The 14,816-nt window shown below is 71.0% G+C and carries 12 protein-coding genes; 4 read left to right on the plus strand and 8 right to left on the minus strand.

Translation table 11 applies throughout. The annotated features are described in order from the left end of the window. Window positions 1-9: 9 nt before the first annotated feature. From nth to ACZ303_RS26475, 3 genes are all read left to right on the plus strand, one after another. Window positions 10-978, plus strand: a complete 969-nt coding sequence (nth, locus tag ACZ303_RS26465) for an endonuclease III (RefSeq protein ID WP_467342969.1) — start codon at window positions 10-12, stop codon at window positions 976-978. 68 nt (window positions 979-1,046) lie between these two features. Then, window positions 1,047-1,730: an NUDIX hydrolase gene (locus tag ACZ303_RS26470; protein WP_467342971.1), complete on the plus strand. Its 684-nt coding sequence runs from the start codon at window positions 1,047-1,049 to the stop codon at window positions 1,728-1,730. An 81-nt stretch (window positions 1,731-1,811) separates the two neighbouring features. Continuing rightward, window positions 1,812-3,011 carry a MarP family serine protease gene (locus ACZ303_RS26475; RefSeq protein ID WP_467342972.1) on the plus strand — a complete coding sequence of 400 codons (1,200 nt, stop codon included), beginning with the start codon at window positions 1,812-1,814 and terminating at the stop codon, window positions 3,009-3,011. Window positions 3,012-3,047: 36 nt separating this feature from the next. Here the strand turns inward: ACZ303_RS26475 and ACZ303_RS26480 are convergent, their stop codons facing one another. From ACZ303_RS26480 to ACZ303_RS26510, 7 genes are all read right to left on the minus strand, one after another. After that, window positions 3,048-3,251, minus strand: a complete 204-nt coding sequence (locus tag ACZ303_RS26480; RefSeq protein ID WP_467342973.1) for a hypothetical protein — start codon at window positions 3,249-3,251, stop codon at window positions 3,048-3,050. A 164-nt stretch (window positions 3,252-3,415) separates the two neighbouring features. After that, a complete protein-coding gene (locus ACZ303_RS26485; RefSeq protein WP_467342974.1) occupies window positions 3,416-4,447 on the minus strand; it encodes an alpha/beta fold hydrolase in 1,032 nt (343 codons plus the stop codon). After that, window positions 4,444-4,935 carry a phage holin family protein gene (locus tag ACZ303_RS26490; protein ID WP_467342975.1) on the minus strand — a complete coding sequence of 164 codons (492 nt, stop codon included), beginning with the start codon at window positions 4,933-4,935 and terminating at the stop codon, window positions 4,444-4,446. Before ACZ303_RS26490 ends, ACZ303_RS26485 begins: the two co-directional genes overlap by 4 nt. A 66-nt stretch (window positions 4,936-5,001) precedes the next feature. Then, entirely contained in the window at window positions 5,002-6,399 is a 1,398-nt protein-coding gene (gene nhaA / locus ACZ303_RS26495) for a Na+/H+ antiporter NhaA (protein WP_467342976.1), read from the minus strand. 190 nt (window positions 6,400-6,589) lie between these two features. Then, window positions 6,590-8,557, minus strand: coding sequence for an acetate--CoA ligase (acs, locus tag ACZ303_RS26500; protein WP_467342977.1), 1,968 nt, complete (start codon window positions 8,555-8,557; stop codon window positions 6,590-6,592). 164 nt (window positions 8,558-8,721) lie between these two features. Then, entirely contained in the window at window positions 8,722-11,037 is a 2,316-nt protein-coding gene (locus ACZ303_RS26505; RefSeq protein WP_467342978.1) for a SulP family inorganic anion transporter, read from the minus strand. Between the two features lie 614 nt (window positions 11,038-11,651). After that, complete coding sequence (locus ACZ303_RS26510) at window positions 11,652-12,644, minus strand: ATP-binding protein (RefSeq protein ID WP_467342979.1); 993 nt, start codon at window positions 12,642-12,644, stop codon at window positions 11,652-11,654. Between the two features lie 101 nt (window positions 12,645-12,745). On the opposite strand from ACZ303_RS26510, the gene ACZ303_RS26515 reads away from it, so the two are divergent. Then, complete coding sequence (locus ACZ303_RS26515) at window positions 12,746-13,567, plus strand: Fic family protein (RefSeq protein ID WP_467342980.1); 822 nt, start codon at window positions 12,746-12,748, stop codon at window positions 13,565-13,567. A 344-nt stretch (window positions 13,568-13,911) separates the two neighbouring features. Here ACZ303_RS26515 and ACZ303_RS26520 read toward each other — a convergent pair whose 3' ends face one another. After that, window positions 13,912-14,757, minus strand: a complete 846-nt coding sequence (locus ACZ303_RS26520) for an HAD family hydrolase (RefSeq protein WP_467342981.1) — start codon at window positions 14,755-14,757, stop codon at window positions 13,912-13,914. Between the last annotated feature and the right edge of the window lie 59 nt (window positions 14,758-14,816).

The raw sequence follows: 14,816 nt of genomic DNA on the forward strand, positions 1-14,816 counted from the left end.
ACGAAAGCCATGACGGAGGACAAAGCGCCGGTCGAGCAGGCGCCCGAACGAGCGGGCGGAGCCGATTATTCCGCTCATGCCCAGGTCACGGCCGAAAACCGGGCCCCGGGCGGGCCGAAAGTGAAGGCCGGGCCGAAGGGCCCGACGAAGAGCCCGGCGAAGAAGGCCGAGCCCAAGAGCCGGCCGAAAGCTCAGCCCAAGGCCCCGTCGAAGCCCGAGACGCGGACCGCGCTCGTCCGCCGCGCGCGTCGCATCAACCGCGAGCTCGCCGAGGTGTATCCCTACGCACACCCCGAGCTCGATTTCGAGAACCCCTTCGAGCTCCTGGTCGCGACGGTCCTCTCCGCCCAGACGACCGACCTGCGGGTCAACCAGACCACCCCGGCCCTCTTCGCCGCGTTCCCGACGCCCGAGGACATGGCCGCCGCCGATCCGGAGGCGCTGGAGCAGCTGATCCGGCCGACCGGGTTCTTCCGGGCCAAGGCCAAGTCGCTCATAGGGCTCTCCACCGCGCTGCGTGACCGCTTCGGCGGCGAGGTGCCCGGCCGGCTGGAGGACCTGGTCTCCCTGCCGGGTGTCGGCCGCAAGACGGCCAACGTCGTGCTGGGCAACGCCTACGGCGTCCCCGGGATCACCGTGGACACCCATTTCGGGCGACTCGTCCGGCGCTGGAAGTGGACCGCCGAGACGGACCCGGAGAAGGTCGAGGCCGTGGTCTGCGACCTCTTCCCGAAGAGCGAGTGGACGATGCTCTCGCACCGCGTCGTCTTCCACGGCCGCCGCATCTGCCACTCCCGCAAGCCCGCTTGCGGCGCCTGCCCGATCGCCCCGCTCTGCCCGTCGTACGGCGAGGGTGAGACGGACCCGGAGAAGGCGAAGAAGCTCCTGAAGTACGAGAAGGGCGGGCTGCCCGGTCAGCGGCTCAAGCCCCCGCCGGACTATCCGGGCCTGCCCGCGAGCCCCATAGGAGCCGAATGACCGCCCGTCCGCCCGCCGGACGACCCCGCTCGCCCGCCCACTGACCGCACCGATGCCTAGGGGAACGCATGACGAGCACGTACGGCCGAGGGGCCGCTATCACCGCCGAGGGGCTGCCCGAGTGGCTGGAGCCCGTCGCGCGCGCCTCGGAGACGATCGAGCCGCACCAGCTCAGCCGTTTCCTGCCGCCCGACACGGGCGGTCGGCAGTCCGCCGTGCTCATCCTCTTCGGCGACGGCCCCAAGGGCCCGGAGCTGCTGCTCCTGGAGCGGGCCGGCACGCTGCGCGCGCACGCGGGGCAGCCGTCGTTCCCCGGCGGTGCCCTCGACCCCGAGGACGGTGACCCGGCCGGCGGCGGGCTGGTGCGGGCCGCGCTGCGCGAGGCCCAGGAGGAGACCGGGGTCGACCCCGCCGCCGTCCAGATCTTCGGCGTGCTGCCGCAGCTCTACATCCCCGTCAGCGGCTTCGTCGTGACGCCGGTGCTCGGCTGGTGGCGCGAGCCGGGCCCGGTCGCCGCCGTCGACCAGGCCGAGACGGCCCGCGTCTTCACCGTGCCGGTGGCCGACCTGACCGACCCGGGGAACCGCGCGACGGCCATCCACCCAAGCGGCCACAGCGGGCCCGCCTTCCGGGTCGGCGGCGCGCTCGTATGGGGGTTCACCGCAGGCGTGATCGACCGGATCCTGCACTACGCCGGCTGGGAGCGGCCATGGGACCGCGAACGGCGGGTACCGCTGGACTGGCGGGCCTGAAGGGCATGAGACGGTGATCCCGGCCCCACCGCACGCGGGGGCGACGACACCGCTGACAACATCATTGCGAGGCATTTCCCGGTGAACGTGCTGGACATCGTGCTGCTGATCGCCGCCGTGTGGTTCGCCGTCGTCGGCTACCGCCAAGGCTTCGTCGTCGGGATCCTGTCCGTGATCGGCTTCGTCGGCGGCGGCCTGGTCGCGGTGTATCTGCTCCCGCTGATCTGGGACAGCGCCACCGGCGAGGCCGAACCGGGCACATGGGCCGCCGTCGCGGCCGTCGTCATCATCATCGTCTGCGCCTCGATCGGCCAGGCCGCGACCACCCACCTGGGCAACAAACTCCGCCGCCACATCACCTGGTCCCCGGCCCGCGCGCTGGACGCCACGGGCGGCGCGCTCGTCAACGTCATGGCGATGCTGCTGGTCGCCTGGCTGATCGGCTCCGCCCTGGCCGGCACGTCCCTGCCGACCCTCGGCAAGGAGGTGCGCAACTCCAAGGTGCTGCTCGGTGTCGCCCGGGTCGTACCGGACCAGGCCAACAGCTGGTTCGCGGACTTCAGCACCGCCCTCGCGCAGAACGGCTTCCCGCAGGTCTTCGCGCCGTTCTCCACCGAGCCCATCACCAACGTGCCGCCGCCCGACCCCCGGCTCGCCGCCGGCCCCGTCGCCACGGCCTCCCAGCGCAGCATCGTCAAGGTCGTCGGCACCGCGCCCAGCTGCGGCAAGGTCCTGGAAGGCACCGGCTTCGTCTTCGCGCCCCACCGGGTGATGACCAATGCCCACGTCGTCGGCGGGGTGGACGAGCCGACCGTACAGATCGGCGGCCAGGGCCGGCAGTACGACGCGAAGGTCGTCCTCTACGACTGGAAGCGCGACATCGCCGTCCTGGACGTGCCGCAGCTCCAGGCACCCGTCCTGAGCTTCACCGACGCCGACGCCGAGACCGGCAAGAGCGCCATCGTCGCCGGCTTCCCCGAGAACGGCTCGTACGACGTGCGCGCCGCCCGCGTCCGCAGCCGCGTCCAGGCCAACGGCCCGGACATCTACCACCGCGGCAACGTCCGCCGCGATGTCTACTCCCTCTACGCGACCGTGCGCCAGGGCAACTCCGGCGGCCCGCTGCTCACCCCGGACGGCAGGGTCTACGGCGTGGTCTTCGCGAAGTCCCTCGACGACGCGGACACCGGCTACGCCCTCACGGCCGACGAAGTGCGGGAGGACGTCCTCAGCGGACGTACGGCCACGGCCAGGGTGAACACCCAGGGCTGCGCCCTCTGAGGCCCGGGGCGGGCGCCTGTGGGCGCCCCCGGGGCCTCAGCGGCCGCGCGGATGGTGGCGCAGCCGGGCCGACACCCATCGGGCGCGGCGGCGGATGATCCGAGGAATGCCGATGAGGGGGTCGTGCCCGGCCGCCGGCCGATGCTCACCCCTCTCGGCGACCTCGCTCACAGCCAGTGCGGCGTCGCCCTCGGCGCGCCGCTCCTGAGTCACGTCACGGTAGTCGTGCGTCCAGCCCATACCGAGGTCTGTGCCCGGGCCCAAAGGTCGGTAATCGCTCGGGGGTCCCTCAATTGGCCTATGCGCCGGGCAATTGGCCGTTCGAGGAACGGACGTTCCGGCCCGCCGACCGCCTCCCGCCCAAGGGGCGGGCGGCCGGGTCCGGGGCTCCGGGGCCGGGCCCGCTAGCGGTCCGGTTCCGGGTCCTTCAGCCAGTTGATCAGCTCCGTCGAGAACGCCACCGGATCCTCCTCATGGGGGAAGTGGCCGAGCCCGTCGAACAGCCGCCAGCGGTACGGCGCCTCCACGTACTCCCCGGACCCCGCCGCGCTGCGGGTACGCATCACCGGATCGAGGGAACCGTGCAGATGCAGCGTGGGCACCCGCACCGGACGCTTCATCCGGCGGTTGAACTGGATGCCGTCCGGCCGCGCCATCGACCGCACCATCCAGCGGTACGGCTCGATCGAACAGTGGGCCGTCGAGGGGATCGACATGGCACGGCGGTACGCGTCGACCGCCTCGTCCTCCGGCAGTCGCGGCCCCGACCACTCCCTCACCAGCCGCCCCACCAGCGCCGCGTCATCCGCGACCAGCCGGCGCTCCGGCAGCCACGGCCGCTGGAAGCCCCAGATGTACGAGCCCGCCGCGCTCTGCTTGACGTCGGCCAGCATCGCCGAGCGCCAGCGGCGCGGGTGCGGCATCGAGGAGACCGCGAGCCTGCGCACCAGCTTCGGCCGCATCACGGCCGCCGTCCACGCCAGATAGCCACCGAGGTCATGGCCGACCAGCGCGGCGTCCGGCTCGCCGAGGGAGCGGATCACGCCGGTGATGTCGAGGGCGAGGTTCGCCGGGTCGTAACCACGCGGCGTACGGTCACTGCCGCCCACCCCGCGCAGGTCCATCGCGACCGCGCGGAACCCCGCGTCCGCGAGCGCCGGCAGCTGGTGCCGCCACGCCCACCAGAACTGCGGGAAGCCGTGCAACAGCAGCACCAGCGGCCCCTCGCCCATCTCGGCGATGTGGAACCGCGCCCCGTTCGCCGCGACGTCCCGGTGGGTCCAGGGCCCCTCGGCACGTACGACCGACGTCGCCGAGGGCACCGCGGGCGGCACCGGCGACGACGCCCCCGCGGTCACCGCCGGGGCCTCCCGGCCGGGCGGAGTCGCGGGATCTGGCTCGGACGCGGGCACTGCGTTGGTATCGGGCACCGTCATACGGTCGAGCGTGTCACAGATGCGTCGGCACGGCCCGTGTCCTTCAGCGGACGGGGATGCGGCTTGACGGTGCCCAGCACGGCAGCGGTCTCCTTCGCGGAGGCGATGCTCTTCTCCGGCTTGCTGACCTTCTTGAACTTGCTCACCGCCAGCAGCCCCAGCACCGCCGCGATCAGCAGGAACGCGCCGCCGACGATCAGGAACGACCAGGCCAGGCCGAGACCGAGGTTGTGGATCCCGTACGCCGCCGCGAAGCTCAGCACCGGCAGCGAGAACAGCGCCAGCGTCCCCGCCGCGGCGATCGCGCCACCGCCGATGCCGACCCGCTTCGCGTCCTGCCGCAGTTCCGCCTTGGCCAGCGCGATCTCGTCGTGCACCAGCGCGGACAGCTCGGTCGTCGCCGTCGCCATCAGCTGGCCGAGGCTGCGCTCCGAGCCACCCGAACCGGCCGCCGCACCGTTCGCCGCACTGTCGTCGGCTGCGCTCATCGCTGCTCCCTCATCCTCTTCAGCTCCGTCGTCCGCGGGTTTTCAGCGGATGTAAAGACTCTCAGATCATGCCGGACCATCGTCGCCGGTGGTGCGTTCGGAGGCGACTTCCGCCAGGCGTCGGTGCTCGGCGGCCTTGGCCTCCAGGATCACCGCCATCCGAAGGTGGTATTCCGGATTGTCCTGCTCGTAGATGTCGGGGATGCCGTCCTGGTCCTCGTCGCGCTCCTCGTCGGCGCACAGCTTCTTGTACTTGTTGTCCCGCAGCTTGAGAAGAATGCTCGCCAGCACGGCCGCTATCAGCGAGCCGACCAGCACCGCCGCCTTGATCTCGTCGGTGAGCAGCGGGTCCCCGGCGAAGGCGAGCTCGCCGATCAGCAGGGACACCGTGAAGCCGATGCCGGCGAGCGAGGCGACGGCCAGCACGTCCGGCCACCTGAGGTCGGGGTTGAGCTCGGCCCGGGTGAACCGCGCGGCCAGCCACGTACCGCCGAACACGCCGATCGCCTTGCCGACGACCAGGCCGAGTACGACACCCAGAGTTTCGGGCCTGCTGAAGACATCCGACAGGGCACCGCCGGAGATCGCGACGCCCGCCGAGAACAGCGCGAACAGCGGCACCGCCAGGCCCGCCGACAGGGGGCGCACGATGTGCTCGATGTGCTCGCCGGGGGAGTGGCGCTCGCCCTCGTGGCGGTGGCAGCGCAGCATCAGGCCCATGGCGACACCGGCGATGGTCGCGTGGACGCCGCTGTTGTACATCAGCGCCCAGTTGGCGATGCCGAGCGGTACGTAGACGTACCAGCTGCGCACGCCCTTGCGGAGCAGCAGCCAGAAGACGGCCAGGCCGGCGACGGCGAAGCCGAGGGCGGCGAAGTCGAGCTTCTGGGTGAAGAAGATCGCGATGATGAGGATCGCGAAGAGGTCGTCGACGACGGCGAGGGTCAGCAGGAACGCCCGCAGCGCCGAGGGCAGGGCCGTGCCGATGACCGCCAGGACGGCGAGCGCGAAGGCGATGTCGGTCGCGGTGGGCACGGCCCAGCCGGCCGTCGAGCCGTTGCCCGCCGTGGTGACCGAGAAGTAGACGAGGGCGGGCGCGGCCATGCCGCAGACGGCCGCGACCACGGGCAGGGCGGCGGCCTTCGGGTCGCGCAGCTCCCCCGCGACCAGCTCGCGCTTGAGCTCGATGCCCGCGACGAAGAAGAAGACGGCGAGCAGCCCGTCGGCGGCCCAGTGCTGGACGGAGAGGTTCAGGCCCAGCGCGCCGGGGCCGAAGTGGAAGGAGCGGACCGACTCGTAGCTGTCGCGGATCGGGGTGTTCGCCCAGATCAGCGCGGCGAGGGCGGCCACGAGCAGCAGCACACCGCCCACGGTCTCGGTGCGCAGGGCGTCGGCGAGGTAATTGCGCTCGGGCAGCGGCAGACGGCCGAGGAAGACGGAGCGGCGGTTCTTGGGCGCGGCCACGGCGGAGGACCTCCTGGGGTCGACTGGATACACGTGTGGTGTGTGCCGACCAGACTTCCCGGCGCGCCTTTGATTCTTGTCGCGATCTTTACGCGACAAGTACTTACCTTAGCCGGAAAGGGTGAGAGGCACCCGGCGCGTCACCGGGTGCCTCTCGTTCGTACCGCCTGTGAGCTGGGCTTCTGTCGGATCAGTCCTCGCTGCCGGCGGCCGGGAGCTGGGACTGGATGAGGTCCATGACCGAGGAATCGGTCAGCGTCGTCACGTCGCCGAGGGTGCGGTTCTCGGCCACGTCGCGCAGCAGCCGGCGCATGATCTTCCCCGAGCGGGTCTTGGGCAGCTCGGCCACCGGCAGGATCCGCTTGGGCTTGGCGATCGGACCGAGCTGCTTGGCGACGTGGGCGCGCAGCTCCTCGACCAGCCCCTCTTCCTTCGCGTCGGCGTTGCCGCGCAGGATGACGAAGGCGCAGATCGCCTGGGTGGTCTGCGGGTCGTTCGCGCCGACGACGGCCGCCTCGGCGACCTTGGGGTGGGAGACGAGCGCGGACTCGACCTCGGTGGTGGAGATGTTGTGACCGGAGACGAGCATGACGTCGTCGACCCGGCCGAGCAGCCAGATGTCGCCGTCCTCGTCCTTCTTGGCGCCGTCGCCCGCGAAGTACTTGTGCTCGAAGCGGGACCAGTAGGTGTCGAGGTAGCGCTGGTCGTCACCCCAGATCGTGCGGAGCATGGACGGCCACGGCTCGGTGAGGACGAGATAGCCGCCGGAGCCGTCGGGCACCTCGCGGGCGTCGTCGTCCACGACGGTCGCCGCGATGCCGGGCAGCGGCACCTGCGCCGAACCGGGCTTGGTCTCGGTGACCCCTGGCAGCGGGCTGATCATGATGCCGCCGGTCTCGGTCTGCCACCACGTGTCGACCACCGGGGTCCGGTCGGCGCCGATGTGCTTGCGGTACCAGACCCACGCCTCGGGGTTGATGGGCTCGCCGACCGAGCCCAGGATGCGCAGGCTGCTCAGGTCGAACTTGGCCGGGATGTCGTCGCCCCACTTCATCGCGGCGCGGATCGCGGTCGGCGCGGTGTAGAGGATCGTGACGCCGTACTTCTGGACGATCTCCCACCAACGGCCCTGGTGGGGGCTGTCCGGGGTGCCCTCGTAGAGCACCTCGGTCGCGCCGTTGCTCAGCGGCCCGTAGACGATGTACGAGTGGCCGGTCACCCAGCCGACGTCGGCCGTGCACCAGAAGACGTCCGTCTCCGGCTTGAGGTCGAAGACGGCGTGATGGGTGTACGAGGTCTGGGTGAGGTAGCCACCGGTGGTGTGCAGGATGCCCTTCGGCTTACCCGTGGTGCCCGAGGTGTAGAGGATGAACAGCGGGTGCTCGGCGTCGAACGCCTGCGGGGTGTGCTGGTCGGACTGGCGCTCGACCAGGTCGTGCCACCACACGTCGCGGCCCTCGGTCCAGGCCACGTCCTCCTGGCCGGTGCGGCGGACGACGAGGACGCTGCGGACGTTCTCGGTGCCGGGGCGGGTGAGGGCCTCGTCGACGGCGGGCTTGAGCGCGGAGGGCTTGCCGCGCCGGAAGCCGCCGTCGGCGGTGATGACGACGCGGGCGTCGGCGTCGTTGATGCGGGTGGCGAGGGCGTCCGCGGAGAAGCCGCCGAAGACGAGCGAGTGCGGGGCGCCGATGCGCGCGCAGGCGAGCATCGAGACGACGGCCTCGGGGATCATCGGCAGATAGATCGCGACACGGTCGCCCGCCTGGACGCCCAGCTCGATCAGGGCGTTGGCGGCCTTGGAGACCTCGCGCTGGAGCTCGGCGTAGGTGATGGCGCGGGTGTCGCCGGGCTCGCCCTCGAAGTGGAGGGCGACCCGGTCGCCCAGGCCGTTCTCCACGTGGCGGTCCACGCAGTTGTACGCCACGTTGAGCCGGCCGTCGGCGAACCACTTGGCGAACGGCGGGTTCGACCAGTCGAGGGTCTCGGTCGGCTCGGTCTCCCAGCTCAGGCGGCGGGCCTGCGCGGCCCAGAAGCCCAGCCGGTCAGCCCGCGCCTGCTCGTACGCCTCCGCCGTGACATTGGCGCTCGCGGCCAGGTCGGCAGGCGGTGCGAAGCGGCGCTCCTCCTTCAAGAGGTTGGCCAGGCTTTCGTTGCTCACGACATCTCCCTTTCCCAGGGTGCCCGTTGTGTCCCGGGCCATAGCTCATCAGCCCGGGGCACACCCTGACAAGGGTTGTCGGCAAAAATTGGTTTAGACCTGTAGATGCGGTGTTGCGGGAGGTCGGGGTGGGTGCCGGGACGCCTGGTGCCCGGTATCTCCGCTCAGACCGCGTCGAGGACCTCCGGGCGTACGGCCTTGAAGGTGCGCGAACGCCGGTCGAGCACATACGCCTGTGCCTCGGCCACGTGGAAATACATCCCCTGCAGCTGGAGCGTCCCCTCGGCCACCCGGCGGGCGACACAGGGGTGCGCCATCAGGTGGTCGAGCTGCTGCATCACATTGACGAGCGCGAGCCGCTCGACGTCGTCCGCCACGGGCCGGTCGACGAGCGCGACCTCGCCGCGCCCCAGCCGCCCGATCCGGTGCATCCGGGCCACGCTCGGCCGGCCGTGCCGCAGCCAGCGCGTGAGCGGTGTCTGCGGACCGCTGGGGGCCTGGTCGAGGGAGTTCAGCAGGGCCTGCATCGCACCGCAGCTGGAGTGCCCGCACACGGTGATGCTGCCGACCTTGAGGACCTCCACCGCGTACTCCACGGCGGCGCCGACCGAATCGCAGGCACCGTCACTGCCGGGCGGCGGCATCAGATTGCCGACATTGCGCACGGTGAACAGGTCGCCCGGACCGCTGGAGGTGATCATGCTGGTGACCAGGCGGGAGTCCGCGCAGGTCAGAAAGAGCTGGGTGGGGCGCTGTCCCTCCCGGGCGAGCCGCGCCAGCTCCTCCCGCACGAGCGGGGCGGTGTTGCGCTGGAACGCGCTGACGCCGCCGAGGAGCTGCTCGCCACCCGCCGCCGCACCGTCGGCCGCGGTGTGCCGGGTGCAGTGGTGGTTGCGCCAGGGCGTCCAGGGGCGGCAGGTGTGCGCGCTGGCCGGCTCGGCGATCGGCTGTCCGGCACGGCCCCTGACCGTCACCCAACCACCGCGCGACCGATGCGCGTTGGTCCATGACTGCAGGGCGTCGTAGGCGGCGTGGTCCATGAACGATCCGCCCAGCTCGACCACCACGGTCGCCTTCTCGGGGACCTGCGCGAGCGCCCGGCTCAGCCGGGGGACCGCGAGAAACGTCAACTGCCCGTTGACCCGCACCAGGTGGGAGTCCTGCCGGGCGTCGACGGTGATGCGCGTACGGGTGAGCCGCCGCAAGGAAAGGAAGGCGGTGACCACGATGCCGACCGTGAGCCCCTGCAACACGCCGAACAGCACCACCGCGCCGAGGGTGGCCGCGTACATCGGGAACTCCCGGTGGCGCTGCACATGCTTGATGTGCGCGAAGCTCACCATCTTCACGCCGGCCACCATGACCAGGGCGGCCAGCGCGGCGAGCGGGATCAGCTCCAGGACGCTGACGAGGAGCCCCGCGCAGACCAGCACCCATACGCCGTGCAGCACCGTGGACTTACGGGTCGCGGCGCCCGCCTGGACGTTCGCCGCGCCGCGGATCGCCCCGCCGGCGATCGGCAGCCCGCCGAGCAGCCCGGACACGACGTTCGCGGCGCCCTGACCGGCGAGCTCGCGGTCCAGGTCGGCCGGGCCGCGCCAGGCGTCCGGCCGCTCGGCGCGCAGCCGGTCCACCGCCACGGCGGACAGCAGCGACTCCATGCTCGCGACGAGCGTGACCGTCAGGACCGCCGCGAACACCCCGAGCACCGGGCCCTCCGGCAGGGCGGGCAGCGCCTGCAACTCCCAGCTGGGCAGGGAGACCCGGGGCACGACCAGGCCGGAGCCGGCCGCGGTGGCCACGGCCACGGCCGCCAGGGGGGCGGGGATCGTCCGTAGTCGGCGCCCCGTACGGCCGGGCAGCCGCGGCCAGGCAGCCAGGACGGCCACGGTGATGGCGCCGACCAGCAGGGCCGACGGATGCGGGTGTGCCAGCTGCGAGGGGAGCGCCGCGAGGTTCGCCAGCGCGGAACTGTTGGGGCTGTCGCCCAGGACGACATGCAGCTGGCCGAGCGCGATCGTGGCGCCGATGCCGGCGAGCATTCCGTGCACGATGGCCGGGCTGACGGCCAGCGCGGCACGGGCCACACGCGCCGCGCCGAGCGCGAGTTGGACCAGTCCGGCGAGCGCCGTGATCGCGCATGTGGCCCGCCAGCCGTACCGCTGGACCAGCTCGGCGGTCACTACGACGAGACCCGTCGCGGCACCGCTGACCTGGAGCGGCGCGCCACCCAGCAGCCCCGCGACGATGCCTCCGGCGGCCGCCGCGACAAGGCCGGCCTGGAGCGGGGCGCCGGTGGCGAGCGCGATGCCCAGGGAGAGCGGGACCGCGATCAGGAAGATGACGACGGAGGCGGCGAGGTCCCGGCTCCAGGACGCGTCATCGTGTGGACGGTCCTGCGAGCCCTGGCGGCGTTTTTGTCGTTGCTCTTGTGGGGGTGGCTGCGTGCGGTGATGCGTCGGCGACGACTGAGGCTGCATGGTCGTTCCCGTCTTCGTCGGGGCGGCGCGGCCGCGGCTGGCGCGGTCGGGGTCACGGCGTGCAGCGGCGGGAGCGGCTGCGATGGCGGGTTTCTCAACTCTCGGTAAACGAATCGTAATGGAGAGTAAAGGAATGAGGGAAGGGTGCTTGGTCGAATAAAGGCGCGGTTCCTTCGATCGAGTGAATTTGTATTTCTATCGTCTTGGCATCCGTCCTTTGCCCTTCTTCCGAGCGGGAGTGAGGAGGCGCAGGGTGGACCGGCGTGCGTTCGGCCCGTCTCAACGGCGACCCGGGGCCGCGCGGGCGGGGCGGGCGGAGGCTGTGGCGTGGCGCGTGGGACGCGCGAAAGTGGACGAGCGAAATCCGGCGGGCGGAGTCAGTCGTCAAGCACTGGAAGGCCGTTGCCGGTCTGAAGGGTCTGAAGGGCCTGAAGGGTAGGGGCCGCGCCGAGGGCGGTGTGCGCTGCGTGCTCTTCAAGCAGCTCACCGACTGGCTCGACGCGCAGGACCCGAAGGTGCTCGCCGAACTCCGTGGGCGGGTCGGCGGCGGGAGGGGGATGGGGGCCGGGTAAAGCTCAAGGGCGGCCGGGAACGTTTCCCCACCGCCCAAGAGGTCAGGCGGGCTGCGGGGTGGAGATCCGCTCCTCGCTCAGGACGAAGGCCGGATCCACCTGAGCCGCCAGATCGGCGCCCGTCTTCGCGTTGCCCCAGCTCTCCGCGTTCTTGAGGTGGAAGTGCACCATCTGGCGGGTGTATCGCTGCCAGTCCCGCCGCTCGTACGCACGGTCCGCCGTCCGTCGCAGCGTGCGCAGCGCCGCCCGGTTGGACTCCTCCAGCAGCCCGAAGCGGGGCGGCCGCCCCTTCTCCATGGCGCGCACCCAGTCGGAGTGGCCGACCGTCACCAGCAGGTCGTCCCCGACCTCGTCGCGCAGGAAGTCCAGGTCGTCCGGGCCCTGCACCTTGTTGCCGACGACCTTCAGGCTGACGCCGAAGTCCCGGGCGTACTCCTTGTACTGGCGATAGACGGAGACCCCCTTGCGGGTGGGCTCGGCGACCAGGAATGTCATATCGAAGCGGGTGAACATCCCGGACGCGAAGGAGTCGCTGCCCGCCGTCATGTCGACGACGACGTACTCGCCCGGCCCGTCGACAAGGTGGTTGAGGCACAGCTCGACCGCGCCGACCTTCGAGTGGTAGCAGGCGACCCCGAGGTCGGAGTCGGTGAAGGGGCCGGTCGCCATCAGCCGGACCGTCTCGCCGTCGTCCAGCGGAACGTTTCTGGCGCATGCCTCGTAGACGGGATTGTCCTCGCCGACCCGCAACAGCCGGGAGCCCTCGCCCGGCGGAGTCGTCTTGATCATGGTCTCGGCGGAGGCGATACGGGGATTGGAGCCGCGCAGATACTCCTTGATCAGGGGTAGCTGGGCACCCATCGCGGGCAGCGCGGCGGCCTCGTCGTCGTCCAGCCCCAGTGCCGCGCCGAGGTGCTGATTGATATCGGCGTCCACGGCGACGACGGGGACGCGCTCTGCTGCGAGATGGCGAATGAACAGGGAGGACAGCGTGGTCTTGCCGCTGCCGCCCTTGCCTACGAAAGCGATCTTCATGTTCACCAAGCGTAGGGTGACGGACGCGGAAAGTGAGAGCTCGGCGTGAGGAAGACCACTCCTTCGAGGGGTGTGAAGCTGAAGTGCGTACTGTCTTACCCATGAGTACGACAGCCGATCCGCTCGCCGCCCTGGGCACCCTGCCCGGCGTCGCCGACTCCGTGGACTCCGTGCGCAAAGCGGTGGACCGCGTCTACGGCCACCGAGTGATGCGCCGCCGGAGCAACGAGATCACCTCCGAGGCCGCGCTGCGCGGCGCTCGCGGTTCGGCGGCGCTGTCCGGCGCCGACTGGGCGCTCGAAGAGGTGCGCCGACGCACCGACTTCAGCGCCGGTGACGAACCGCGGACGGTGGGCGCGGCGCTGCGGCTGACCGCCGAGGCGGGGCAGCTGCTGAGCGTGTGGCGGCAGTCGCCGCTTCGAGTCCTGGCCCGGCTGCACCTGGTGGCCGCGGGCGGGAGCCGCCCGGACGAGGCGGTGGGGCGTCCCCGGCTGGAGGGCGAGTCCGTCGACGAGCCGCTGATCGGTCTGGAGCTGCCCAGCGCGTCCGAGGTGGCGGGACGGCTGGAGGGGCTGGCCGGTCTGCTCATCGCGGGCAGCGAGGCGCCGGCGCTGGTGACGGCGGCCGTGGTGCACGGTGAGCTGCTCGCGCTGCAGCCCTTCGGCTCGTGCAACGGCCTCGTCGCGCGAGCCGCCGAGCGGATCGTGCTGGTCGGCAGCGGTCTCGATCCGAAGTCGATCTGTCCGGCCGAGGTGGGACACGCCGAGCTGGGCCGAGTGGCCTATACGACGGCGCTGGAGGGCTATACCTCCGGGACTCCGCAAGGGGTCGCCGCCTGGATAGCGCACTGCGCCCGCGCGGTCGAGCTGGGCGTACGGGAGAGCACGGCCGTGTGCGAGGCGCTCCAGCGCGGAGCCGCCTGACGCCGTTCGTCATGGGCAGGCCGAGGCCGCCCCGGGCGAAAACGGGTCCGACAGGGTTGCGGCGGTACCGGTCAATTCCGGTACCGCCGCTGGCATGTTCGCCGAGTTACCATGCGTGCACGATATTTGCCCATCAGGCCGGGAACCTTGCCCGTCCCTGGTGCGGCTGGCCCGTAATCGACGGGTCGGCGTCGCGTGGGTGCCCGACGTTCATGCGCGGTCCGTGGGCCTTGGTGCGTGATGGGCATCCTCCCGGATGTCCCTGGTCTCGCGGGCCGTTGATTCCTTTCTACTCCTGTGGCAGTCGAAGTGGAAGGCCGAGCTGTAGTTCTTTGCTTTTGGCTTCAAAGCCGGGCAATGCGGGCGATGGGCTCGCGGCGGCGGCTGGCGAACCAGACCAGCCCCGCGGTCGCGGCGGCGGCACCGACCGCGGCGGCCGCGACGAGTGCCGGGCGTGAGGGCATGGACAGGGACGCCACCCGCTGCTTGAGCCGCACCGGGTGGCTGAAGGAGAGGACCGGCCAGTCGCGGGCGACGGCCTCCCGGCGCAGCGCGCGGTCGGGGTTGACCGCGTGCGGATGCCCGACCGCCTCCAGCATGGGCACATCCGTCGCCGAGTCGCTGTAGGCGTAGCACCGCGCCAGGTCGTACCCCTCGGATTCGGCGAGCTCCCGGATGGCCTCGGCCTTGGTCGGGCCGTAGGCGTAGTACTCGACCTCACCGGTGAAGGCGCCGTCCTCGACGACCATGCGGGTGGCGATCACGCGGTCGGCGCCCAGGAGTTCGCCGATGGGCTCGACGACCTCGGCGCCGGAGGTGCTGACAATGACCACATCGCGTCCGGCGGTGTGGTGTGCTTCGATGAGAGAGGCTGCTTCGTCGTAAATGATCGGGTCGATGAGTTCGTGCAAGGTCTCCGCGACGATCTCGCGGACCTGCTGGACATTCCAGCCCCGGCAGAGTGCGGAGAGATACTCGCGCATCCGCTCCATCTGGTCATGATCGGCTCCGCCGGCGAGGAACACGAACTGCGCATACGCGGTGCGCAGGACGGCTCGCCGGTTGATCAGTCCGCCTTGGTAGAAGGACTTGCTGAAGGTGAGCGTGCTCGACTTCGCAATGACCGTCTTGTCCAGATCAAAGAACGCGGCTGTCCGAGACAACGAGTGGTTTTCCACGGTGCCGAGCATAAGGCGCCCTCCATTCGGCGTAAGCTGAGGCGTGTGGGTTTGCCTGAGAAGGCTCTCGG

The organism is Streptomyces sp. NPDC023527 (genome assembly GCF_055560115.1).

Bases quoted from the DNA above. Each gene is read 5' to 3' on its own strand.
- ACZ303_RS26485 (WP_467342974.1), bottom strand. From the start codon at position 4,447: ATGACGGTGCCCGATACCAACGCAGTGCCCGCGTCCGAGCCAGATCCC.
- nth (WP_467342969.1), top strand. From the start codon at position 10: ATGACGGAGGACAAAGCGCCGGTCGAGCAGGCGCCCGAACGAGCGGGC.
- ACZ303_RS26520 (WP_467342981.1), bottom strand. From the start codon at position 14,757: ATGCTCGGCACCGTGGAAAACCACTCGTTGTCTCGGACAGCCGCGTTC.
- ACZ303_RS26480 (WP_467342973.1), bottom strand. From the start codon at position 3,251: ATGGGCTGGACGCACGACTACCGTGACGTGACTCAGGAGCGGCGCGCC.
- ACZ303_RS26505 (WP_467342978.1), bottom strand. From the start codon at position 11,037: ATGCAGCCTCAGTCGTCGCCGACGCATCACCGCACGCAGCCACCCCCA.
- ACZ303_RS26490 (WP_467342975.1), bottom strand. From the start codon at position 4,935: ATGAGCGCAGCCGACGACAGTGCGGCGAACGGTGCGGCGGCCGGTTCG.
- ACZ303_RS26510 (WP_467342979.1), bottom strand. From the start codon at position 12,644: ATGAAGATCGCTTTCGTAGGCAAGGGCGGCAGCGGCAAGACCACGCTG.
- ACZ303_RS26515 (WP_467342980.1), top strand. From the start codon at position 12,746: ATGAGTACGACAGCCGATCCGCTCGCCGCCCTGGGCACCCTGCCCGGC.
- ACZ303_RS26470 (WP_467342971.1), top strand. From the start codon at position 1,047: ATGACGAGCACGTACGGCCGAGGGGCCGCTATCACCGCCGAGGGGCTG.